At 59.1% G+C, this 20,816-nt stretch carries 25 protein-coding genes; 14 read left to right on the top strand and 11 right to left on the bottom strand.

What is annotated here, in order from left to right; translation table 11 throughout:
• The first annotated feature begins 232 nt into the window (after nucleotides 1-232).
• Nucleotides 233-748, top strand: coding sequence for a DUF1465 family protein (locus N7578_RS06425; protein WP_311109450.1), 516 nt, complete (start codon nucleotides 233-235; stop codon nucleotides 746-748).
• A 142-nt stretch (nucleotides 749-890) separates the two neighbouring features.
• Here N7578_RS06425 and rpmE read toward each other — a convergent pair whose 3' ends face one another.
• The gene (gene rpmE / locus N7578_RS06420) at nucleotides 891-1,112 is read right to left on the bottom strand and encodes a 50S ribosomal protein L31 (RefSeq protein WP_003497640.1); all 222 of its coding nucleotides are present in this window, start codon (nucleotides 1,110-1,112) and stop codon (nucleotides 891-893) included.
• A 249-nt stretch (nucleotides 1,113-1,361) separates the two neighbouring features.
• Here rpmE and N7578_RS06415 point away from each other — a divergent pair, with 249 nt between their 5' ends.
• Nucleotides 1,362-3,155 carry an ABC transporter transmembrane domain-containing protein gene (locus N7578_RS06415; protein WP_311109449.1) on the top strand — a complete coding sequence of 598 codons (1,794 nt, stop codon included), beginning with the start codon at nucleotides 1,362-1,364 and terminating at the stop codon, nucleotides 3,153-3,155.
• 134 nt (nucleotides 3,156-3,289) lie between these two features.
• Here N7578_RS06415 and N7578_RS06410 read toward each other — a convergent pair whose 3' ends face one another.
• The 5 genes from N7578_RS06410 to N7578_RS06390 form a co-directional block, all read right to left on the bottom strand.
• Nucleotides 3,290-4,321, bottom strand: coding sequence for a peptidoglycan -binding protein (locus N7578_RS06410; protein WP_311109448.1), 1,032 nt, complete (start codon nucleotides 4,319-4,321; stop codon nucleotides 3,290-3,292).
• A 2-nt stretch (nucleotides 4,322-4,323) separates the two neighbouring features.
• Nucleotides 4,324-5,349: a flagellar motor protein MotA gene (locus tag N7578_RS06405; protein WP_311109447.1), complete on the bottom strand. Its 1,026-nt coding sequence runs from the start codon at nucleotides 5,347-5,349 to the stop codon at nucleotides 4,324-4,326.
• A 203-nt stretch (nucleotides 5,350-5,552) separates the two neighbouring features.
• Nucleotides 5,553-6,353: an inositol monophosphatase family protein gene (locus tag N7578_RS06400; RefSeq protein WP_311109446.1), complete on the bottom strand. Its 801-nt coding sequence runs from the start codon at nucleotides 6,351-6,353 to the stop codon at nucleotides 5,553-5,555.
• 163 nt (nucleotides 6,354-6,516) lie between these two features.
• The gene (locus N7578_RS06395) at nucleotides 6,517-7,617 is read right to left on the bottom strand and encodes a tetratricopeptide repeat protein (RefSeq protein WP_311109445.1); all 1,101 of its coding nucleotides are present in this window, start codon (nucleotides 7,615-7,617) and stop codon (nucleotides 6,517-6,519) included.
• Between the two features lie 8 nt (nucleotides 7,618-7,625).
• Nucleotides 7,626-8,279 (bottom strand): thiamine phosphate synthase, encoded by a 654-nt coding sequence (locus N7578_RS06390; RefSeq protein ID WP_311109444.1) that lies wholly within the window; start codon nucleotides 8,277-8,279, stop codon nucleotides 7,626-7,628.
• Between the two features lie 104 nt (nucleotides 8,280-8,383).
• Between N7578_RS06390 and N7578_RS06385 the strand changes: the two genes are divergently transcribed.
• Nucleotides 8,384-9,148: a sulfite exporter TauE/SafE family protein gene (locus N7578_RS06385; RefSeq protein WP_311109443.1), complete on the top strand. Its 765-nt coding sequence runs from the start codon at nucleotides 8,384-8,386 to the stop codon at nucleotides 9,146-9,148.
• A 123-nt stretch (nucleotides 9,149-9,271) separates the two neighbouring features.
• Here the strand turns inward: N7578_RS06385 and N7578_RS06380 are convergent, their stop codons facing one another.
• A complete protein-coding gene (locus N7578_RS06380) occupies nucleotides 9,272-9,448 on the bottom strand; it encodes a YdcH family protein (protein WP_138792050.1) in 177 nt (58 codons plus the stop codon).
• 233 nt (nucleotides 9,449-9,681) lie between these two features.
• Between N7578_RS06380 and N7578_RS06375 the strand changes: the two genes are divergently transcribed.
• The 5 genes from N7578_RS06375 (at nucleotide 9,682) to N7578_RS06355 (ending at nucleotide 12,470) form a co-directional block, all read left to right on the top strand.
• Entirely contained in the window at nucleotides 9,682-9,885 is a 204-nt protein-coding gene (locus tag N7578_RS06375; RefSeq protein WP_311109442.1) for a DUF465 domain-containing protein, read from the top strand.
• Between the two features lie 48 nt (nucleotides 9,886-9,933).
• Complete coding sequence (gene purE / locus N7578_RS06370; RefSeq protein WP_311110072.1) at nucleotides 9,934-10,401, top strand: 5-(carboxyamino)imidazole ribonucleotide mutase; 468 nt, start codon at nucleotides 9,934-9,936, stop codon at nucleotides 10,399-10,401.
• Between the two features lie 8 nt (nucleotides 10,402-10,409).
• Complete coding sequence (locus N7578_RS06365; protein ID WP_311109441.1) at nucleotides 10,410-11,501, top strand: 5-(carboxyamino)imidazole ribonucleotide synthase; 1,092 nt, start codon at nucleotides 10,410-10,412, stop codon at nucleotides 11,499-11,501.
• Nucleotides 11,502-11,625: 124 nt separating this feature from the next.
• Entirely contained in the window at nucleotides 11,626-11,751 is a 126-nt protein-coding gene (gene ykgO, locus N7578_RS06360) for a type B 50S ribosomal protein L36 (RefSeq protein ID WP_003497670.1), read from the top strand.
• A gap of 98 nt (nucleotides 11,752-11,849) precedes the next feature.
• Nucleotides 11,850-12,470, top strand: a complete 621-nt coding sequence (locus N7578_RS06355) for a hypothetical protein (protein ID WP_311109440.1) — start codon at nucleotides 11,850-11,852, stop codon at nucleotides 12,468-12,470.
• 60 nt (nucleotides 12,471-12,530) lie between these two features.
• Here the strand turns inward: N7578_RS06355 and N7578_RS06350 are convergent, their stop codons facing one another.
• The 3 genes from N7578_RS06350 to N7578_RS06340 all read right to left on the bottom strand — a co-directional run bounded on the left by N7578_RS06350 (nucleotide 12,531) and on the right by N7578_RS06340 (nucleotide 14,050).
• Nucleotides 12,531-12,788 carry a DUF2312 domain-containing protein gene (locus N7578_RS06350; RefSeq protein ID WP_138792045.1) on the bottom strand — a complete coding sequence of 86 codons (258 nt, stop codon included), beginning with the start codon at nucleotides 12,786-12,788 and terminating at the stop codon, nucleotides 12,531-12,533.
• Between the two features lie 149 nt (nucleotides 12,789-12,937).
• A complete protein-coding gene (locus N7578_RS06345) occupies nucleotides 12,938-13,243 on the bottom strand; it encodes a DUF1244 domain-containing protein (protein WP_311109439.1) in 306 nt (101 codons plus the stop codon).
• Between the two features lie 18 nt (nucleotides 13,244-13,261).
• Nucleotides 13,262-14,050 carry an N-formylglutamate amidohydrolase gene (locus N7578_RS06340; RefSeq protein ID WP_311109438.1) on the bottom strand — a complete coding sequence of 263 codons (789 nt, stop codon included), beginning with the start codon at nucleotides 14,048-14,050 and terminating at the stop codon, nucleotides 13,262-13,264.
• A 194-nt stretch (nucleotides 14,051-14,244) separates the two neighbouring features.
• On the opposite strand from N7578_RS06340, the gene N7578_RS06335 reads away from it, so the two are divergent.
• Nucleotides 14,245-14,727, top strand: a complete 483-nt coding sequence (locus tag N7578_RS06335) for a DUF1036 domain-containing protein (RefSeq protein WP_311109437.1) — start codon at nucleotides 14,245-14,247, stop codon at nucleotides 14,725-14,727.
• Nucleotides 14,727-16,166 carry a pyruvate kinase gene (gene pyk / locus N7578_RS06330; RefSeq protein ID WP_311109436.1) on the top strand — a complete coding sequence of 480 codons (1,440 nt, stop codon included), beginning with the start codon at nucleotides 14,727-14,729 and terminating at the stop codon, nucleotides 16,164-16,166. Before N7578_RS06335 ends, pyk begins: the two co-directional genes overlap by 1 nt.
• Before the next feature lie 67 nt (nucleotides 16,167-16,233).
• Here pyk and N7578_RS06325 read toward each other — a convergent pair whose 3' ends face one another.
• Nucleotides 16,234-16,431, bottom strand: coding sequence for a hypothetical protein (locus N7578_RS06325; protein ID WP_311109435.1), 198 nt, complete (start codon nucleotides 16,429-16,431; stop codon nucleotides 16,234-16,236).
• Here N7578_RS06325 and N7578_RS06320 point away from each other — a divergent pair.
• From N7578_RS06320 to nadC, 4 genes are all read left to right on the top strand, one after another.
• On the top strand, nucleotides 16,411-17,313 hold the full coding sequence (locus tag N7578_RS06320; protein ID WP_311109434.1) for an NrtR DNA-binding winged helix domain-containing protein: 903 nt from the start codon (nucleotides 16,411-16,413) through the stop codon (nucleotides 17,311-17,313). The two genes, N7578_RS06325 and N7578_RS06320, sit on opposite strands and share 21 nt — an antisense overlap.
• 70 nt (nucleotides 17,314-17,383) lie before the next feature.
• Entirely contained in the window at nucleotides 17,384-18,355 is a 972-nt protein-coding gene (nadA, locus tag N7578_RS06315; protein WP_311109433.1) for a quinolinate synthase NadA, read from the top strand.
• Nucleotides 18,352-19,893, top strand: coding sequence for an L-aspartate oxidase (locus tag N7578_RS06310; protein ID WP_311109432.1), 1,542 nt, complete (start codon nucleotides 18,352-18,354; stop codon nucleotides 19,891-19,893). Before nadA ends, N7578_RS06310 begins: the two co-directional genes overlap by 4 nt.
• A 1-nt stretch (nucleotide 19,894) precedes the next feature.
• Nucleotides 19,895-20,764 (top strand): carboxylating nicotinate-nucleotide diphosphorylase, encoded by an 870-nt coding sequence (gene nadC / locus N7578_RS06305; protein WP_311109431.1) that lies wholly within the window; start codon nucleotides 19,895-19,897, stop codon nucleotides 20,762-20,764.
• Nucleotides 20,765-20,816 lie beyond the last annotated feature (52 nt).

Genomic DNA, 20,816 nt, shown 5'->3' with positions numbered 1-20,816 from the left:
CTCCATTCGGCGAATTGGTCTGATTTTTCTCCCTGTTTTACCTTGAGAGCCGCTTTTGCGGCTCTTTTTTTCAATGCTCCGCATTTTTGCAAAACTGTGGGTATTAACCCTTCTTTAATAATTGCCTTGCGCATTTCAGGTAAAGATACCATCCTGAAAACACTAAAGGCCGGAACAAATTATCCGGACCATCGTTGCCTGACAGTGTGGTGCGTGAGCAGGGATTAAAGAAATGTCCGAACAGGTTTTGAATACGATTAGCTTTGCTGGGCGCGCAGCAGCTTCCAACCAGTTCAAGACCCTCTATACCGAGGGAATGACCCTGGTAGAGGAAACGGCCAGCTATCTCGATGGTGCAGGCCGCGTTGCCTCCAAGGTTCTTCCGCGCATGGCCTCGGTGCTTTACGCAGCAGAATCGATGCGCCTCACCACCCGCCTGATGCAGATGGCATCGTGGCTGCTTTTGCAGCGCGCCGTCAACAATGGCGAGATGAGCAGAGATCAGGTTCTTAGCGAGAAGAACAAGGTCCGCCTCGACAGCTTCAATGTCGACCGTAATGCCCCAGGCTGGAACGACCTGCCGGAATCCTTCCGCGATCTCATCGAGCGCTCGCTGCGCCTTCAGAACCGCGTTGCCCTGCTCGACCGCGAAATCTACCGTCCCGCAGAAGCGGCAAAGGTGCCGGACAACGAAAACAGCGTTCAGGCCCAGCTCAACCTTCTTCGCACGGCTTTTTCGATCAACTGAGAAAAAACGGCCAATTGAAAATTCAAAAAGCAGGCTTCGAGCCTGCTTTTTTTATTCGCGCAAGCCTGTTCATCAGGTTCGTGAAGGCAATAAAAAAGCCCGGCAAAACCGGGCTTTTTTAAAATGATCCGTCCACAAGGGATCAGAGGCCGAGGCCACCGAAACGCTTGTTGAACTTGGAAACGCGACCACCACGGTCCATCAGCTGCTGGTTGCCGCCCGTCCATGCCGGATGGGACTTGGGGTCGATTTCGAGGTTCATGACTGCGCCTTCCGAACCCCAGGTCGAGCGGGTTTCGTATTCGGTGCCATCGGTCATGACCACCTTGATCGTGTGATAATCGGGATGGATATCAGCCTTCATGACAATCTTCCTGGTTAAGTGACTTGCGGTCCATTTGCCGCAATCGCGTCAACTGAGCCAATTCAATAAATGAAGCCATAGTCCAGATGGGCTATGGCTTCCCAATTTGATGCGGAGCCTATACATGAAGGTCGCCGAGATAACAAGAGCCTGCTGTTTCCTTGTGAACGGAGATAGTCGCTTTGGCAAGATGGACTTCCGGCGCAGCCGGGCATGGCAGACCGGCGCCGATTAGGGAGAAGAGAGCAAGTGGCAGACATACAGGAGCAGAAAGCGGCGAACCGAAAAAGCATCAGGCCGCTTCTCAGCCTCTTTCCGTACCTTACGCGATATCGCGGCCTGATGGCGACGGCTCTGTTTGCACTCGTACTTTCCTCGGCCACCACGCTTGCCCTGCCCCTTGCCGTGCGCCGTATCATCGATCACGGATTTCAGGTGTCCGACGGCGGCATGATCAACAGCTATTTCGCGATGCTTCTGGCCATCGCTGTCGTTCTCGCGCTGGCCAGCGCCATGCGCTATTATTACGTGATGAGCATCGGTGAACGCGTTGTTGCGGATATCCGGCGCGATGTGTTTGCACATCTCACCTCCCTTTCGCAGCAGTTCTTCGATGCCAACCGATCCGGCGAACTGACTTCGCGCCTGACGGCCGATACGGTGCAGATTCGCTCCGCCTTCGGCTCGTCGGCCTCCGTGGCGCTGCGCAACATCATCATGTGCTTCGGTGCCGTGGTGATGATGATCTATACCAGCCCCGGCCTTTCGGGCCTGGCACTGCTGGCCATCCCCTTCATCGTCTTTCCGCTGATCGCCTTCGGCCGATCCGTGCGCGCCCGTTCGCGCACGACGCAGGACACCCTGGCCGAGTCGGCCTCCTATGCGTCCGAGACGATCTCCGCCAGCCGGACGATCCAGTCGTTCAACGCCGAATCCCTGGCCAATGCCCGCTACGCTGATTCCGTCGAAGCCGCCTATCAGGGCGCGAGGGCGGCCATCGGTGCGCGTGCGATCCTGACCGCGGTGGCAATCACCCTTGTATTCGGAAGCGTTGTCGGCATTCTCTGGTATGGCGCCCAGAACGTCCTGAGCGGCGGCATGTCGGCCGGTACGCTTGGCCAGTTCGTGCTTTATTCGGTCATCGCCGCCAGTGGCCTTGGCCAGCTTTCGGAAGTCTGGGGTGAACTGGCGCAGGCAGGTGGCGCGGCCGAGCGGCTTTCCGAGCTGCTGAATGAACGCTCCGCCGTTGCAGAGCCTCCCGCACCCGTTGCGATGCCACAGCCGCCGCGCGGCGAGGCTGAATTCAGCGATGTCGATTTCGTCTATCCGCAGGCGACGGGCCGACCGATCATTTCCGGTCTGTCATTCAAGGTTGCGGCGGGAGAAACCGTCGCCATCGTCGGCCCGTCAGGCGCCGGTAAAAGCACTGTCTTTTCCCTGCTGATGCGATTCTATGATCCGCAGAAGGGCAACATCACCGTCGATGGCACCGATATCCGCAGCGCCAGCATCGCCGACCTTCGCTCCCGTCTCTCGATCGTGCCGCAGGACGTGGCGATCTTTGCATCCTCGATCCACGACAACATCGCCTTTGGCTGTCCTGACGCAACACGCGATCAGGTCCGGGCCGCCGCCATTGCGGCACAGGCGGACGGCTTCATTGAAAAGCTGGAAAGAGGATATGACACGCAAGTCGGTGAGCGAGGCGTGACCCTTTCAGGAGGCCAGCGCCAGCGCATCGCCATCGCCCGTGCCATCCTCCGCAATGCACCGATCCTGCTGCTCGACGAAGCGACCTCCGCACTCGATGCCGAAAGCGAAACGCTCGTGCAGAAAGCGCTGGACGAGCTGATGAAAACCCGCACCACCATCGTCATCGCCCACCGTCTTGCCACGGTGCTCAAGGCCGACCGCATTCTGGTGATGGATGAGGGCCGCGTCATCGAAGAAGGCACGCACCAGAGCCTCATCCGCCAGAACGGCCTTTATGCGCGGCTCGCCCAGTTGCAGTTCCAGACCAGCCCTTACGAACTACGCGCATAAGCGTAAACGTACAGGTCAGGAACTTCGGCACGGTAACGCGGTATAAAAACAGACCCACGTTCCGGAACGGTCGTTTGAAAAGACGTTAGCTTCAACGAGCCGACACCGCAATCGCGGAAGTGCCGTCGTGGTTGTCAGCGCTCGGTAAGCTTGAGTTCGATGCGCCGGTTCTGCTGGCGCGTCTCCGGGCTGTCGCCCTCGGCAATCGGCTGGTATTCACCAAACCCCGCTGCAACCAGACGGTTTGCTGGCACGCCCTTCGAAATCAGGAATTTGACAACCGAGGTGGCGCGCGCCGAAGAAAGCTCCCAGTTGTCACGATAGCGACCGGAGCCGGAGAGCTGCACGTTGTCCGTATGCCCATCCACACGCAGAACCCAGTTGATCTCGGCGGGAATTTCCTTGGCAAGATCGAGAAGTGCAGCGGCAAGCTTCTCCATCTCCACCTGCCCTTCAGGGTTCAGATCGCTGCCACCAGAGGGAAACAGCACTTCGGACTGGAACACAAAACGGTCGCCGACGATGCGGATATTTTCGCGGTCTGACAAAATCTCGCGCAACCGACCAAAGAAATCGGAACGGTAGCGGTTCAACTCCTGCACGCGCTGCGCCAGCGCGACATTCAGCCTGCGGCCAAGATCGGCGATCCGGACCTGCGAATTGGCATCCTTTGCCTCCGATGCCTGCAATGCTGCCTCGACCGAAGCGATCTGCGCACGCAGGGCGGCGATCTGCTGGTTCAGCAGTTCAATCTGTGCCGAGGCGCGGGAATTTGCCTGCTTCTCGTCATCAAGTTCGTTGGTGAGGCTGCCTATACGGGCGTTAGCGGCCGCACCCGCCCCGCTGCCCGCATCAAGAAGCGTCTGCAGCCGAGACCGCTCGTTTTCGGATGCAGCAAGCGTTGATTGCAGGTTCGCCAGCGTGTCCTCGATATCCTGTTTGCTGCCTTTCTCCATTGCAAGCAGCTCGGTCAATTCGGCAATCTGGCTGTTGAGACGCGTCAGCACCTCATCCTTGCCGGTGATCTCCCGAGACAGCACGAACTGCGCCAGAACGAAAACCGTGAGCAGGAACATGATGGCCATCAGCAGCGTCGCGAGCGCATCGACGAACCCCGGCCAGTAGTCGACCCCCTTGTCGCGACGACGGTTGCGCGCAAGCGCCATGGTTACTCGCTCCCGTTATCGTGGCGGGTGCGGCCGGAAGACGGCTTCGCATCCTCCTCCACCCGCGCCGACAGACGTTCGAGCGTTCGGCGGAGCGATTTCGATTCTTCCTGCTGCGCCTCGATCCAGTCGCGCAGCATCTGCTGCTCGCTGCGCATGTTCTTCACAAGCCCCTGAATGCCTTCCGCAAGGCTGGTCATGGCTGCCAGTGAGCGTTCGGTGCTGACGACCGTGCCAGGCTCCACCTTGCCGTCCGCACGAACCAAATCCGTTGCCGTATCCGTCACGGAAGACAGCCAGTTTTCAAGCTGGGTGTAGAAGCGGTTCTGCGCTCTACCCGCCTGAAGGTCGAGAAAACCGAGAATGAGCGAACCGGAAAGACCAAGCAGCGACGAGGAAAACGCCGTGCCCATTCCGGAAAGCGGCGCAGTAAGGCCCGTTTTCAGCGACCCCAGAATATCGGTGCTGTCGCCGGCGCTCGGATCAAGCGACTGAATGACTTCGCTTATTGCGCCGATGGTGCCGATCAGCCCCCAGAATGTCCCGAGAAGGCCGAGGAACACCAGAAGCCCAACGAGATAACGCGAGGTGTCGCGCGCTTCGTCAAGACGGGTCGCAATCGAATCGAGGATCGTGCGCTGTGTGACGGTTGAGAGACGCACCTCTCCGCGCTTGCCGATCAGCGCGCTCATGGGCGCGAGAAGCTTCGGCGCACGACCGGCCTTGTCGGCGCTGCCTGCAGCCCGGAAAGCGTTGAACCAGCGGACTTCCGAACGCAGGCTCATGGTCTGCGTGAAGATCAGAATGATGCCGATGACGAGGACGCCGAGAATGAAGCCGTTCAAACCCGGATTGGTCATGAAGGCGGTATGCGCCTGCCGGTACAGAATCGACGCCAGGAAGCCCACAAGGATCAGAAACAGGACCATCGTCCAGAGAAATGGTGTGGGGCTGGACAGCTTGTGGCTGTATTGCCGAGTTGTCACCGGCTTCTCGACACCAAGATCGAGCAACTCCGAATCCGCCATGACGTTCGCGTTCCCTATGGTCACTTGTTCAGCGGAAGCTATTTGAAAAATGCGACGAATTGAAGTGAAAAGCAGGAGTTAAATCATATGCTTTTTCAGTCTCCGGGCCTGCATACCAGCAACACGAACGAAAAGCGCCCGGCGAAGAACCGCCGGGCGCCCTAAAACCTTCCAGAAACCGTAGGATTTCCGGAGAATACCGGTTAACGGCCCGGAACCGGGCGGTTGGCAACGTCTACGAGCGCCTTGTGGATATATTCGTTACCGGCCGCGACACTGCCGGTATCAAAGATGGCCGCGCCACCCTTCGCATCGCTGGCAAAACCGCCAGCCTCACGAATCAGGACGAGACCTGCCGCCATATCCCACGGCGAGAGGTCCGCTTCCCAAAAGCCATCGAGGCGACCGGCCGCGACATAAGCGAGATCGAGCGAAGCGGCACCCATGCGACGGATACCGGCCGCTTCACCCATGACGTGACGAAGCTCAACAAGAAACTTGCCGTGATTGCCACGCCCCAGATGCGGAACACCGCAACCGATGACGCAATCTGACAAAACCTTGCGGGCCGCAACGCGGATACGCCGGTCGTTGAGAAACGCGCCGCCACCGCGCTCGGCGGTGTAAAGTTCATCGGTCGCCGGGTTGAAGATAACGCCAGCAACGATTTCGCCATTGCGCTCCAGCGCGATCGAAACGGCAAAATGCGGAATGCCGTGCAGGAAGTTCGTGGTGCCATCGAGCGGGTCGACGATCCAGCGATGTGCGCCGTCCGTACCTTTTTCCTCGCCACCCTCTTCACCAACGAAATCATAGGTCGGGCGAGCCTTCATCAGCTCGTCGCGAACGATCTTCTCAGCCTTGAGATCGGCCTGCGATACGAAGTCGCTTGGACCCTTCACCGAAACCTGAAGATTCTGCACTTCACCGAAGTCACGCGCCAAAGACTTACCCGCCTTGAGGGCGGCCTGAACCATGACATTGAGAAGGGCTGAACGGGCCATCGAGTTCGTTTCCTGGAAAGCTGCCGGACCACCCGAAAGCTGTACGGGCAGGAAAGGCTATTATTATTCTTGAATTGAGAGTTTGCGGTTCAAGACCACAAAACGCGCCGAAATTCAAGGCCAAAAGCCCGAAAGCGCGTAGGCAGGCTTTGTCCGTTAAGGACTACATCGGTCTGAAACGGTTTGCGGCCTCGATTGCCTTTTTCTGTTGTTCGTCGGTGATGCCGAGATAAAAATCCTCCAGCGAAGGATCTTTCAGACCGGCACGGCGCGACAGGACATACCATTTGGCCGCCTCGATCGGGTCCGGCCGGGTGCCCAACGCCTGAATGTAAAGGTGCGCGACCTTGTTCTGCGCAACCACATTGCCGCGTTGCGCTGCCCCGTAAAGCCAGCGAAACCCCTCGTCCAGATTGCGTTCGCCACCAAAACCGTTGACCAGCCAGATGCCAAGATCGACCTGCGCCGTGTCATAACCCGCCTTGGCCGCACGCATGAGCCAGTCACGCGCCTTGGCCTTCTTTTCGGCAGGGACATCCTTCATCGACCAGTAGATCTGCGAAACGGCATATTGCGCATCGGCAATGCCCTGTTCAGCGGATTTTTCATAGAAGGGCAGAGCCAGCATCAGCCCCTTAGGGCCAGGATTCTCAGAAACGAGGATCTGCCCCCAGTTGAACTGCGCGGATGCATTGCCCGCTTCCGCTGCCCTGCGCATGAAGTCGTCCGCCTTCGCCTTGTCGCGCGTGACGAACTTGCCTTCCATGAGGATCAGCGCAAACTTGAACATGGCAACGGCATCGCCGCCTTCGGCAGCCTGCTGGTACCAGAAGGCTGCTGTCTTTTCATCGCGCGCGATACCGAAGCCGCGGGACATCATTTCCGCCACGAGTGTCTGGGCAGACGCATCACCGGTCTGCGCGCGGCTCAGCGCCTTGTCCAGCGCCTGAACGTACTCCCCGCGCTGATAATGCCCGTACGCCTCGTCAACCTTGCCTGTGAATTCCTTCTCCGGCGGCAGGGCTGGAAGCTCCGCCCCCATTCGCTGGTAGACATTCACGCCCTGGGACGGCTGCAAATCCTTCTGCTCTTCGGATTGCACCCTACCCTGACGGGAGGGTTGCGCTTCATCCTCCAGCTGGCGGGCGAGTGGGTTTCTCTCCGTCGCGGGACCAGACTGCGCAAAGACCGGCAACGCCGCGGCACTCAAGGAGAGAGCCAGAAGCGAAACGGCAAGGTTAGGACGAGCAGCGCGTATGAACATCGCCTGTATCAACCGCCAAACCGTGGCGCTTTTTCGTCAAGCAGCGCGTTGATTTCAGAAACGGCCTGAGCTGGCCCGGATGCGTGGTCGAACACCGCACCGCGCACCGCCACGAACTCCACACCCGTCTCCGCAACGGCGACCACGGAAGCAACATCCGAGCCACCCATGACGATGGCGGGAATTTCGATCATGGAGGCCCACCATTCACCGAGCGCCAGATTTTTCGGGTGCGCTTCCGGCTTGATATCGCCTTCGAGCTTGCCGAAGAACATATAATCCGGATTGGTCTCACCCTGTTCCAGCGCCTTGTGCCGGTCATCGGCGTTACCGCCACCGACGATCAGCTTCGGCGTGAATTTCTCGACGGCTTCGGCCAGCGGCTCGACGCCACCGGTCACGTGCAAGCCATCGGCCTTGACGCGACCCGCCACGCGGCTGTCACCGGCGACGATTGCGGCTGCACCCGATTTCTGAACGATGGGAACAATCATTTCCGCCATCTTCTGGAAAGCGCCATCATCCAGCCCGTATTGCGGGATGATGACCGAGGCCACATCGCCACCACGCAGTGCTTCCTCGACGGATGTGGCCTGCTTCTGCGCATCGTCCGCCTGCGGCACGATCAGGACAAGGCGGCAACGGTCTTCAGTTGTGGTCATCGGTTCGTCCATTTCAGGCAGACGACGCTTTCGGCACCATCTGCACTCGTTTTGATGTGATAAATCCGATAAACCGGACAGGCGAAAGGATCAACTGTCCATCCATGCTGACCGATTTTCATTTTTTTCTCGTCGCCATTCCCGCAGTCGTGCTTGTCGGCCTGTCAAAGGGCGGTCTTGGCGGGGCGCTCGCCCTGATGGGCGTTCCTCTGATGGCGCTCGCCGTTCCACCGGTGCAGGCGGCAGCAATCTTCCTGCCGATCCTTATCGTCATGGACCTCGTGGCGCTCTGGGCGTGGCGCCACCACAATCACCGCGAAACCCTGCTCATCATGCTGCCGGGCGCAATCGCGGGTATCGCCATCGGCTGGGCAACATCCAGCCTGATCTCAGCCGATGCCATGCGGCTCGTCGTGGCGACGGTGACGATCCTCTTCGTGTTGCGTTATTTTTATGAACGCTTTCGGAGCAGGAACGGCAATGAAATACCCGCCAAACCTCAACGCCCTGTGGCTGCGACGGGCTGGTCGAGCCTTTCGGGCTATGCCAGCTTCGTGGCGCATGCGGGCGGGCCACCTTTCCAGATCTATGTCCTGCCACTGAAACTCGATCCCAAGACCTACACCGGCATGAGCGTGCGCTTTTTCGCGATCATGAACGCGATCAAGCTGATCCCGTATTTTGCACTCGGGGCACTGGACGCAAGCAACATGAAAATCTCCGCAACCCTGCTGCCGGTCGCGATGCTGGCAACGATTGCCGGGGCGAAAGTGGTAAAATACCTGAAACCGGCCGTGTTTTATCCGCTGATGTATACGATGGCGCTGCTTGCAGCCTTGAAGCTTTTGTGGGACGGCTTGCCGGTCTGACACGCCAAAAGACTTGAAATAATTGAGAAAATCAAAAAGCTCCGACCGCACTTCGGTGCAGCCGGAGCCGGAAATTTCTACACGCCAGCCCTCCAGTCATCGAAGGCTGCGGAAGAGCGTCAATTAGTGCCTCGTTGAGGCCTTGAGCCTTTGCAATTCATCCTTCAGGCGCAGTTTTCGACGTTTGATATCGGCGATCTCCGTGTCATCCGAAGACGGGGAAGCAAGAATACTTTCGAGCTCTTCCTCCAGAGCGCCGTGTTTCTTTTCGAGCGATGCTATATGAGCCTGAATGGTCATGCGGCACGTCCTTCCTTGTTGAACCTACCTCCAGCTCTCCATCACTGGAGTTTCAGGTTTGCGACAGCACTGTGACACGGATTAACAATCTTGTCGAAGGCGAAATCGTGACAATATCTGGGCAATTTGGTCGCTCGGGAAACTTCCCGTTATCGCGTTTTGGTGATAGAGGCTCCAGAACCGATCACATACGCGCCGGAGACAATCCGGCCGGCATAAATGGGGATGACAGGATGCCCGATCAGGACCAGGCGGACATCAGGCTCGCGCTGGCGCGGTTGCGCCAGGAGCATGAGGACTATGATGCAGCGATAAACGCAATGATCCAGACCAACTGCGATGCATTGCGCGTACAGCGCATGAAGAAGAAGAAACTGGCCGTGAAGGACAAGATGTCCCAGCTCGAAGACCAGGTCGTACCCGATATCATCGCCTGAGCCCGGAGAAGCCAAGTGACAGCAGAAACACCGCCCGTCGCCATCATCATGGGCAGCCAGTCCGACTGGGAAACCATGAAGAACGCCGCCGATACGCTGGATGCGCTCGACATCGAATACGAGGCGCGCATCATTTCCGCCCACCGCACCCCGGATCGTCTGTACGATTTCGCAACAGGCGCGAAGGATGAAGGATTCAAGGTCGTTATCGCCGGCGCCGGTGGCGCAGCCCATCTGCCAGGCATGACTGCCGCGATGACACCACTGCCGGTCTTCGGCGTTCCCGTCCAGTCCAAAACCATGTCGGGTCAGGACAGCCTCTATTCCATCGTTCAGATGCCCGCAGGCATCCCCGTCGGAACGCTTGCCATAGGCAAGGCAGGCGCCATCAATGCCGCTCTTCTCGCTGCCGCCGTTCTGGCGCTTGGCGACGAGGATCTGGCCGACCGGCTGGACGCATGGCGCGCACGGCAGTCCGCCGCGGTCGCAGAATATCCCATGGACAATCCGCAGTGACGGGCAACATGAACAACCTTACCATCGGCATCATCGGCGGCGGCCAGCTTGGCCGGATGCTGGCGATGGCAGCCGCACGCCTCAATTTCCGCACCGTCGTTCTGGAGCCACAGGCCGATTGCCCTGCCGCTCAGGTCTGCAACAGTCAGATCGTTGCCGCCTACGACGACCAAACGGCGCTGGCCGAGCTTGCCAGCCTCTGCGACGTCGTGACCTACGAATTCGAGAATGTTCCCGTTGCCGCGGCTGAAAAACTGGCGGCATCTGTACCGGTCTATCCGCCACCGCAGGCGCTCAGCGCGTCACAGGATCGTCTCACGGAAAAAACCTTCCTCAATGGATGCGGCATACCAACCGCCGGTTTCCGGCCGGTCGATAGCGAGCAGGAGCTGGAAGCAGCCTTGGCGGAATTCAGCGGCAAAGGCGTGCTGAAAACCCGCCGGATGGGATATGACGGCAAGGGCCAGCGCGTTTTCAAGGGCGGCGAGGATCTGACCGGTGCATTCGATGCACTGGGCGGCGTGCCGCTGATTCTCGAAAGCTTCGTCGTTTTCGAGCGTGAAGTATCGATCATCGCAGCGCGCTTCAAGGACGGCACCGTGACCTGCTACGATCCGGCCGAAAACGTTCATCTGAACGGTATTCTTCATACGTCGACGATACCGGCAAATCTTGCCGATTCTGCGAAAGCGGTCGCGGTACGGTCTGCCGAAAAGCTTCTGGCAGCCCTCGACTATGTTGGCGTCATCGGCATCGAGTTCTTTGTCCTGGGCGATGGCTCGCTGGTCGCGAACGAAATCGCGCCTCGCGTCCACAATACCGGCCACTGGACGGAAGCCGCCTGCGTTATTTCACAGTTTGAGCAACATATTCGCGCCGTGGCGGGCCTTGCGCCCGGCAGCACAGCCCGCCATTCCGACTGCGTGATGACCAATTTGATCGGCGACGATATGAACGACGTGCCTCGCTGGCTGTCGGACAAGGATTGCCTCGTGCATCTATACGGCAAGACCGAAGCACGGCCCGGCCGCAAAATGGGCCACGTCACGCAACTCAGGAATGCGGGAAATCCTGAGTCTTTTCAGGCAAAACCGCTCTGATGAGTTGACAGGCAGGGGCCGCACTGGTATCTGCCTGCCAACCGAAAAGAGCGCGCCCCGTTGCGCGCTTTTGATTGTTTTGAATAAGTGCGGTGGAAGCCGTGCCAAACTGCGGACCAGTAAAATGAAGATCAAGAATTCGCTTAAAGCGCTTAAGGCCCGTCATCGCGATAACCGTCTGGTTCGCCGCAAGGGCCGCGTCTACATCATCAACAAGCAGAACCCGCGCTTCAAGGCTCGTCAGGGCTGATTGACGTCTCTGCGATCCGCGGCATGTTCACGGATCACATTGTTGACAGACATAAAGTTTGCATTTGATATTGGGCGCGAGCGGATTAATCTATCCGAATGCGCCCAAATCGTTTTTGCACGACTGTCGTTTTCGTTCAGAGTTTCCTGCCAGCGGGAGGGCCGTTCAGCGGCCATGCGCTGGCGCAAGAGGCTCCTTCGCCTCCTCCGCCTGCCATCACCGAATCGGCACACCCGCCGATCCAGACGATAGACAGCCTGTTCGAATCCCTCAGAAAAGAACGCGACGCCGTAAAGGCACGCAATCTAGCGAACCAGATCGTCTCCGAGTGGAACGATTCCGGCAGCGCCACGATCAATCTGCTGATGCAGTGGGCCTCCGAAGCGTCCGACGAGAAGCGTAGTGCCGCGGCTTACGACTTCCTCGACCAGATCATCCTTCTCGATCCGGATTACGCACAGGCGCCCTACCGCCGTGCAATGGTGCACTTCGGCGATGGCGACACCCGTAAAGCCATGGCCGATATCAACCTGACGCTGGAACAGGAGCCCAGGCACTTTCCTGCCATGGCAAGCCTGGCCAACATTCTTGAAGCATCCGGTCGCGACGAACTCGCCCTGAAGGCGTGGGAACGTTATCTGGCCGTCTACCCGGCTGACAAGGAAGCCCGGAAGGAAGCCAGCGATCTGACGGAGAAACTGGCGGGGACGCGGAGCTGAAAACAAAAAATCGCCGCTTACGCGGCGATTTGATTTTCACTGACCTGCAATGCAAGCGGATCATTCCATTCCGAGCGCAGCCATGTAGGTCTGCAGGATCGTTTCTTCCTCGATCCGCTCGTTGGCGTCCTTCTTGCGCAGACGGATGATGGTGCGGATGGCCTTGGTATCGTAACCACGGCCCTTGGCTTCACCCATCACGTCCTTGATGTCGCCCTGGATGGCTGCCTTTTCCTCTTCGAGACGCTCGACGCGCTCGATGAACTGGCGCAGTTCGGCTGCAGCTACGGTTTCGGTGGTCGCTGTTTCGTCCATCATTCGTTCCTTCATGGTGTGGCTCTCAATGTCTGAGCCTTGTTCGTATCACGGCGACATCATCGCCCGCCGCCCGTTCAGGCAGCAAAAATTTCCGGCTTGTGAACTGCCCACTGACGGGCTTCGCGTCAAGTCGTTTTGGGAAAACAGCCCTATTCCTTTGGCTTGTTCTGTTCGAATGCTGCTTTCTGGACAGCACTCGCGTCCCCTTGATACCGATCCTTCCACTCATCGTACGACATTCCGTAGACGATCTCGCGGGATTGATCCTTGGTCATCTCGACGCCCGCTTCTTCCGCCGCTTCCCTGTACCAGTTGGAAAGGCAGTTGCGGCAGAAGCCTGCGAGGTTCATCAGATCGATGTTCTGGACATCGTGACGATCACGAAGATGCTGGACGAGACGACGGAAAGCCGCAGCCTCGAACTCCATCTGTTGATTGTCGTTTTCTGTCGTCATGGCGAAACTCCGAAATCGTCAGTAAGGACCAGTCCGCGAAGCGAAGAGCTGATATTCGTGCAAAGCGGGATCGTCGTTCAATGCGGCAAAAATGGGAGCAAGCCGATCCGCCCAGGCGGCGATACCCGCCTCATTGCCGATCAGATCCTGACGCACCTCCAGAAGCGCATGGGGAATACCCTTCATCATGCAGTGGCGGTACATGGTATCGCCTTTCAGCGCACCATCATAAGGCTCGTTGTCGCCAACGAGGATGTCGCCACCGGCCCGCAGGCCATCCAGAAGCGGATGTACGGCGCGATGATCCGTGTCCCAGAGCACGGCGGCGTGCCAGGGGCGTGGCGTTTCCTTCCAGAAGGGCGTGTAGGAATGCAGCGAAAGCACCAGTGGCGCCTTCCCTGCAGCCTCAGCCGTTCTGTCGATCACGCGACCCACGGCATTATGATAGGGGCGATGATACGTCTTGATACGACCCTGCCACTCCTCATCCGAGATGGGATGATTGCCGGGAACGATCGCACCATCGGAAATCTTCATGATGAGCGTCGGATCGTCCTCGCCACGATTCGGATCGATCAGCAAACGGGAGAAGCGTCCCATGACTGCGGGAACGCCAAGCCGGGCCGCCAGCGATCGCGTCAGGCCTTCTATCCCGATGTCAAATGCGATATGTCGCTCAAAAGCAGCTTGCGGAAGACCAAGTTTACCGTACTGTGGCGGCAGAAGGTTCATTGCATGGTCCGCCAAAAGAACCATGCCTTTGTCATATTCGCCTTCTATGATTTCATAGGGTATGAAGTCGTTCATCGATGATTTCTGGGACTGGATTGAGGAGAGAAACTTGATGGCATGGCTTGAGGCCGCGCGCAAGTTTAGGCGAAAGAAGCGCCGTTTACCTTATCGCACTCACGATCCGACAACCAATATAATCGATTAAAATCGCGTTGACTTTCTTGGGCGACCACGCCAAGAAGTGTGTTCATTATAACCATGGAATCCGGATGGAAGCCGTGACTCAGTCATTATTCGCCCTTCCCCGCAAGTATCGGAATCTTGCTCGTCTTTTTTCCGCAACCGCGCTGTTTGCAGCCCCGTTCTTCGTTGCCCAACCCGCCCTCGCGGACTTCCGTGTGTGCAACAGCACGCAGAACCTCGTCGGTGTTGCAATCGGTTACCGGGCGCAGGAAGGATGGGTCAGCGAAGGCTGGTGGCAGGTTCCCGCCTCCACCTGCGCGACACTGATCGAGGGCGAATTGCAGTCCCGATATTATTATCTCTACGCCGAGGATGCCGCCCGCGGCGGCCGCTGGACCGGTGACGTCAACATGTGCGTGGCGGAAAACGAGTTCAAGATCAACGGTGTCGATGACTGCTATGCACGCAGCTTCCAGAGAATGGGTTTCAAGGAATACGACACGGGCAGACAGGGAAGCTGGATGGTCCAGCTTTCCGACACGCCAGGCACACAGGAAAGTCAAAACTGATGAAGCGTAATCGCAAAGTCAAAATTCTTGCTACCCTTGGTCCCGCCTCCTCGGAGGAGGCGATGATCGAGAAGCTGCATCTTGCCGGCGCTGATCTCTTTCGTATCAACATGAGCCATGCGAGCCACGACGTGATGCGGACACTGATCCAGCGCATCCGCTCGGTTGAAAGCCGCAACGGTCGTCCTATCGGCATTCTGGCCGACCTGCAGGGTCCCAAGCTGCGCGTCGGAAAATTCGCGGAAGGCAAGGTCGACCTCGTACCTGGCCAGACCTTTACGCTGGACAACAATGACACCCCCGGCGACAACACCCGCGTGTTCCTGCCGCACCCTGAAATTCTCGAGGCCGTCAAGCCGGGCCACCGTCTGCTGATCGACGACGGCAAGCTGCACCTGCGCGCTGAAAAGAGCGACGGCAAGAGCATCGTGACCACCGTCGTTTCCGGCACGAAGATTTCCGACCGCAAAGGCATCAGCCTGCCCGATACGCTGCTTGGTGTCGGCGTTCTGACCGACAAGGACCGCGTCGACCTCGATGCAGTTCTCGCGACCGGTGAAGTCGACTGGGTCGCCCTTTCCTTCGTGCAGCGCCCGGAAGATCTGGCGGAAGTTCGCAAGATCGCCCGTGGCCGCGTCGGCCTGATGTCGAAGATCGAAAAGCCACAGGCCATCGAACGCATCGAGGAAATCATCGAGCTTTCCGACGCCCTGATGGTTGCACGTGGCGACCTTGGCGTGGAAATGCCGCTGGAAGCCGTTCCGGGCATCCAGAAGCAGCTGACCCGCGCCTGCCGCCGCGCCGGCAAGCCGGTGGTCGTTGCAACGCAGATGCTGGAATCGATGATCTCCGCTCCGGTTCCGACCCGCGCCGAGGTTTCCGACGTGGCAACCGCCGTGTTCGAAGGCGCCGATGCCATCATGCTTTCGGCAGAATCCGCATCGGGCGACTATCCGGTCGAGGCCGTTTCCACCATGGCGTCCATCGCCAGCACCGTGGAACAGGATCCGCACTATTCCAACATCATCTATGCGCAGCGCGCCCAGCCGGAAGCGACCGGTGCTGATGCGATTTCACTCGCTGCCCGCCAGATTGCCGAAACGCTGAAGCTCGCGGCAATCGTTACCTACACCTCGTCCGGCACGACCGGCCTGCGCGCCTCGCGCGAGCGTCCGCAAGTTCCGATCATCGCACTTTCGCCGATCATCCAGACCGCCCGCCGTCTTTCCGTCGTATGGGGTCTGCACTGCGTGGTTACAGGCGACGCAAGCGATCTGGACGACATGGTGAACCGTGCATGTCGCATTGTCGTTTCCGAAGGGTTCGGCAAACCAGGCGAACGCATCATCATCTCGGCAGGCGTACCGCTCGGCACGCCGGGCGCGACCAACATGGTCCGCATCGCCTATATCGGCTCCGACGGCCAGAGCGGCGTCTGATCCCGACAATCCGACATTAAACGAATAGCCCGCCATCCGGCGGGCTTTTTGTATGAAGAACTCCTGATCAGAGCATCGCCCGGATATCCCACCTCTTGAACGAAAAGCTGCGGCTGGAGATGACGCGAAACCGGAAATTGCAGCGGCCGCCCTTGCGCGACATTCCGCCGGAGTTGGCGATGGAGCATTCCTGTGCCAAAAGATGATTCACCAGCAAACTCGTGAATTCATGTAAGGAATAGCCGTGACCATCGGGCTCGCCCATGCCGAACTCATCGCCGTCGTCACCGCGGTTACGGGAGAAGAACCGCGTGTCATGACCGTCAAAACGGGCGAAGCGCTGCCATCCGGTCCCTTCGAATTCGGGCACAGGACGCTGCAAAGTGGACTGCGTGAGTGGATCCACGAGCAGACCCACTACCCTGTCGGCTATCTCGAGCAACTCTATACCTTCGCCGACCGCGACCGGAACAACGATATCCCTGGAGGCCGGACGATTTCCATCGGTTACCTCGGACTGGTACGGGAGCAGGAAACAGGCGATGCAAAACGGCCCTCATGGCGCGGGTGGTACGATTATTTTCCATGGGAAGATCACCGGCTGGGGCGCCCCGCCATACTCGATGATATCATCGACAGGCTGCGCGCATGGGCAGACTCCGACCCCACCCGCCAAGGTCAGCGCCATCTGCGCGCCGACTTCACCTTCGGACTGGATGGCGGAGGCTGGAACGAGGATCTGACCTTGCAACGTTATGAACTGCTTTACGAAGCAGGGCTGGTCACGGAAGCCCAGGCAGAGCCGCCGGTCAATTTCGGCAAGGCCATGTTTGCCGACCATCGTCGCATCCTGGCGACCGGCATCGCGCGGCTGCGCGCCAAGATAAAATATCGCCCGGTCGTTTTTGAACTGATGCCGGACGCCTTCACGCTGCTGCAGCTTCAGCGGACGATAGAGGCACTGGCAGGACTGACCCTGCACAAGCAGAATTTTCGCCGCCTGATCGAACAGCAGCAACTGGTCGAGGAAACCGGCGACATGACGAGCGAGACAGGCGGTCGGCCGGCAAAGCTGTTCCGCTTCCGCCAGACCGTACTCGATGAACGCGCCCTCTCGGGAACAAAGCTGCCTCTCTCCCGGAATTGACATATGCTCTAATTGAGAATATGTCTTTACCCACTATATACTCAAAATGAGTATATAGTGGGAGAGAGCCATGAATGAACGGATTTCCACCGCCGCCCTCTATGATCGCGTCAGTCGCGTCATCCCGAAAGCGGAATGGATGGGGTTTCAGGATGACGTGGAGGCAATCCTCGAACTGAAACGCAGACGCAATGCCGTCATTTTGGCGCACAACTACCAGACCCTGGAAATCTTCCATGGTGTTGCCGATATCGTCGGAGACAGCCTAGCGCTGGCCCGCAAGGCGATGGAGGTCGAGGCTGACGTGATCGTGCTGGCCGGTGTGCACTTCATGGCTGAAACGGCAAAACTGCTGAACCCCGGCAAAACCGTGCTGATCCCCGATATGGCAGCTGGCTGTTCTCTGGCGGATTCCATCACGCCGGAGGACATCGCCCTCTTGCGCCAGGCGTATCCCGGTGTTCCTGTCGTGACCTACGTCAATACATCGGCAGCGGTGAAAGCGGCCTCGGATATCTGCTGCACCTCCGGCAATGCAAAGCAGGTCGTGGAATCGCTCGGCGTTCCCCGCGTTTTGATGCTGCCGGACGAATATCTCGCGAAGAATGTCGCGCGGGAGACGAATGTCGAGCTCATCGCATGGCGCGGCCACTGCGAAGTGCATGAACTTTTCACCGCAGACGACATCCGCGAACTGCGCGAAAGCTATCCTGGCGTCACGGTACTGGCACATCCGGAATGTCCTCCGGATGTCGTCGAGGCCGCCGATTTTTCAGGTTCTACCGCCGTCATGTCGGATTATGTCGGGAACGAAAACCCCGCCCGCGTCGTGCTTCTGACCGAATGCTCGATGAGCGACAACGTGGCCGTACACCACCCCGATGTGGAGTTCATCCGCCCCTGCAATCTCTGCCCGCACATGAAGCGCATTACCCTCAAGAACATCCGTACGGCCCTTGAGGAAAACAGACATGAAGTCACCGTCGATCCAGACATCGCCGTCGCGGCAAGACGTGCTGTCGAGAGGATGCTGGCGGTATGACGGACACGCTCCTGCAACATGCAGGCAAAACCGTCATCGTCGGCAGCGGCATTGCGGGACTGATGGCGGCTCTGACGCTGGCACCCGAACCAGTCGTACTGCTGACACGCAGCACACTTGGCGCTGAAACTTCCAGCGCCTGGGCGCAGGGCGGCATCGCCGCCAGCCTCGGCCCGGATGACGATGCCGCACTTCACCTTGCCGACACATTGGCGGCGGGTGACGGGCTCTGCGACCGGGAAGTTGCCGCAGACATTCTGGCCGCAGCGCCATCGGTCATCGCTGCACTCGAGCTTGCCGGTGCGCGTTTCGACCGCGATGCAGACGGCGGACTGCTTTTCGGGCTGGAAGCCGCCCATTGCCGCAGACGGATCATTCATGCGCAAGGCGACGGTTCGGGTGCCGCGATCGTCAAAGCGTTGGCGACGGCTGTTCTTAACACGCCGTCAATCACGGTTCTGTCCGGTGTGGACGTACGTCGTCTAATTACTGAAGATGGCGTTGTGCGTGGCGTGCTGTGCGCCACAGAGAAGGACACTTTCCTGCTCCCGACAGGCAAGGTCATTCTCGCCACCGGCGGGCTTGGCGGGCTTTACGAAGCCACGACCAATCCGACAGGCAACTTCGGCCAGGGCATTATGCTGGCGGCCCGCGCGGGTGCAGCCCTTGCCGATATGGAGTTCGTGCAGTTTCACCCGACGGCGCTTGCCTCGCCTCGACACCCCCTGGCGCTGGTCAGCGAGGCCGTGCGCGGCGAAGGCGCCATTCTGCTGAATGAAAAGGGCGAACGCTTCATGGCCCATATGCCGGGCCAGGAACTCGCCGCGCGTGATATCGTCGCCCGCGCCATCGAACGGGAGATCGCCCGTGGCGGTCGGGTTTTTCTGGATGCCCGCACGGTGCTCGGCTCCAGTTTCGGCAAACGTTTCCCTTCGATCAATCAGCTATGCATGGAGGCGGGCATCGATCCGTCCCGCGACCTTATTCCGGTTCGGCCTGCCGTGCACTACCATATGGGCGGCGTTGCCACGGATCAGCATGGCCGCAGCTCCATATCCGGTCTTTGGGTTGCCGGTGAAACCGCATGTACGGGCCTGCATGGCGCCAACAGGCTTGCCAGCAACTCCCTGCTGGAAGCTGCCGTTATGGGCATGCGGGCAGCGCGGGACGCATCCGATATCCCGGCCCCAACACGCTTCCCTGCAAAACCGACAGCGATCCCCGTCACCGCCGATCCGCGCATCGTTCGTCCGCTTGTCTCGCGTCATCTGGGCATCACCCGTAGCGCCGGTGGGTTGAAAACCGCCATCGCGGGTCTGCTCCAGCTTGTCGAGCAGAACGGTACGGCCTCCGATCCCGCCATCGTCGGCCTGGCAATCGCCGTTTTCGCTGCGATGCGTCAGGAATCCCGCGGCGCACATTTCCGCGACGACTTCCCCCTGAAGGAAGCGACAGCGGAAAGGCGCAGGCTTCGCCTGGACGAAATCACCGCCCTTGCCCACGAGTTTTCATCCAGCAGCCTTGCCCGGAGCGCCTGACATGCCCGTTACCCGCCAGCTCGCACCTTTGCCGCGCCTCGTCATCGAGGCACCCGTCCGCACTGCATTGATGGAAGATCTGGGGCTTGCGGGTGACATCACCTCCGCAGCAGTTATTCCCGCAGGGCATCGTTCCACCGTTGTCATGGCAGCCCGCGAACCCGGTGTCATTGCCGGACTTGACGCCGCCGAACTCGCCTTTCAGCTCGTCGATCCATCCATCAGCATGAAACGCAATGTGGAAGACGGTTCTGCAGTACGCCCTGGCGATGTGATCGCGACCATTCAAGGCCCATCGCGCGGTCTGCTGACGGGCGAGCGCACCGCGCTGAATTTTCTTGGGCACCTTTCCGGTATCGCCTCTGTCACGGCTGGCATCGTAACAGCCATCGCCGGAACGAAAACCTCGGTCGCCTGCACGCGCAAAACCACGCCCGGCCTGCGTGCGCTCGAAAAATACGCGGTGCGCGCCGGTGGTGGCATGAACCACCGTTTCGCGCTTTATGATGCGGTTCTCATCAAGGACAATCACATCGCTGTCGCAGGCAGCGTTTCAGAGGCCATTCGCCGCGCCAAAGCAGGCGTCGGCCATCTGGTCAAGATCGAGGTTGAGGTCGATACGCTGGAGCAGCTAAACGAAGCGATGCGTGAGGGCGTGGACGCGGTGCTGCTGGACAACATGACGCTGGATATGCTGCGTCAGGCCGTCGCCATTGTCGATAGCCGCGCCATTACCGAAGCATCCGGCCGCATCAATCCGCAGACGGCAGCCGACATCGCTGCAACGGGGGTCGATCTTATATCGGTCGGCTGGCTGACACACAGCGCTCCGGTGCTCGATATCGGTCTGGATTTCGTTAGTGAAACTTAACCGCCAGACACTCGGAACAAACTGCTCACACGTCCGTTATCGCTTTGCCATG

Source organism: Agrobacterium tumefaciens, assembly GCF_031801495.1.
Lineage (GTDB): Bacteria > Pseudomonadota > Alphaproteobacteria > Rhizobiales > Rhizobiaceae > Agrobacterium > Agrobacterium tumefaciens_K.
Note: the sequence above shows the minus strand (reverse complement) of the source record. Positions and strands in the feature narration are given on the sequence as shown.

Coding starts and splice junctions, on each gene's coding strand:
- N7578_RS06395 (WP_311109445.1), bottom strand. CDS start 7,617: ATGTTCATACGCGCTGCTCGTCCTAACCTTGCCGTTTCGCTTCTGGCT.
- N7578_RS06405 (WP_311109447.1), bottom strand. CDS start 5,349: ATGGCGGATTCGGAGTTGCTCGATCTTGGTGTCGAGAAGCCGGTGACA.
- N7578_RS06380 (WP_138792050.1), bottom strand. CDS start 9,448: ATGACCATTCAGGCTCATATAGCATCGCTCGAAAAGAAACACGGCGCT.
- rpmE (WP_003497640.1), bottom strand. CDS start 1,112: ATGAAGGCTGATATCCATCCCGATTATCACACGATCAAGGTGGTCATG.
- ykgO (WP_003497670.1), top strand. CDS start 11,626: ATGAAGATCAAGAATTCGCTTAAAGCGCTTAAGGCCCGTCATCGCGAT.
- N7578_RS06350 (WP_138792045.1), bottom strand. CDS start 12,788: ATGATGGACGAAACAGCGACCACCGAAACCGTAGCTGCAGCCGAACTG.
- N7578_RS06340 (WP_311109438.1), bottom strand. CDS start 14,050: ATGAACGACTTCATACCCTATGAAATCATAGAAGGCGAATATGACAAA.
- N7578_RS06410 (WP_311109448.1), bottom strand. CDS start 4,321: ATGGCGCTTGCGCGCAACCGTCGTCGCGACAAGGGGGTCGACTACTGG.
- N7578_RS06390 (WP_311109444.1), bottom strand. CDS start 8,279: ATGACCACAACTGAAGACCGTTGCCGCCTTGTCCTGATCGTGCCGCAG.
- N7578_RS06365 (WP_311109441.1), top strand. CDS start 10,410: ATGAACAACCTTACCATCGGCATCATCGGCGGCGGCCAGCTTGGCCGG.
- N7578_RS06310 (WP_311109432.1), top strand. CDS start 18,352: ATGACGGACACGCTCCTGCAACATGCAGGCAAAACCGTCATCGTCGGC.
- N7578_RS06335 (WP_311109437.1), top strand. CDS start 14,245: ATGGAAGCCGTGACTCAGTCATTATTCGCCCTTCCCCGCAAGTATCGG.
- N7578_RS06325 (WP_311109435.1), bottom strand. CDS start 16,431: ATGGGCGAGCCCGATGGTCACGGCTATTCCTTACATGAATTCACGAGT.
- N7578_RS06385 (WP_311109443.1), top strand. CDS start 8,384: ATGCTGACCGATTTTCATTTTTTTCTCGTCGCCATTCCCGCAGTCGTG.
- N7578_RS06355 (WP_311109440.1), top strand. CDS start 11,850: ATGCGCCCAAATCGTTTTTGCACGACTGTCGTTTTCGTTCAGAGTTTC.
- N7578_RS06425 (WP_311109450.1), top strand. CDS start 233: ATGTCCGAACAGGTTTTGAATACGATTAGCTTTGCTGGGCGCGCAGCA.
- purE (WP_311110072.1), top strand. CDS start 9,934: ATGGGCAGCCAGTCCGACTGGGAAACCATGAAGAACGCCGCCGATACG.
- N7578_RS06345 (WP_311109439.1), bottom strand. CDS start 13,243: ATGACGACAGAAAACGACAATCAACAGATGGAGTTCGAGGCTGCGGCT.
- nadC (WP_311109431.1), top strand. CDS start 19,895: ATGCCCGTTACCCGCCAGCTCGCACCTTTGCCGCGCCTCGTCATCGAG.
- N7578_RS06375 (WP_311109442.1), top strand. CDS start 9,682: ATGCCCGATCAGGACCAGGCGGACATCAGGCTCGCGCTGGCGCGGTTG.
- pyk (WP_311109436.1), top strand. CDS start 14,727: ATGAAGCGTAATCGCAAAGTCAAAATTCTTGCTACCCTTGGTCCCGCC.
- nadA (WP_311109433.1), top strand. CDS start 17,384: ATGAATGAACGGATTTCCACCGCCGCCCTCTATGATCGCGTCAGTCGC.
- N7578_RS06400 (WP_311109446.1), bottom strand. CDS start 6,353: ATGGCCCGTTCAGCCCTTCTCAATGTCATGGTTCAGGCCGCCCTCAAG.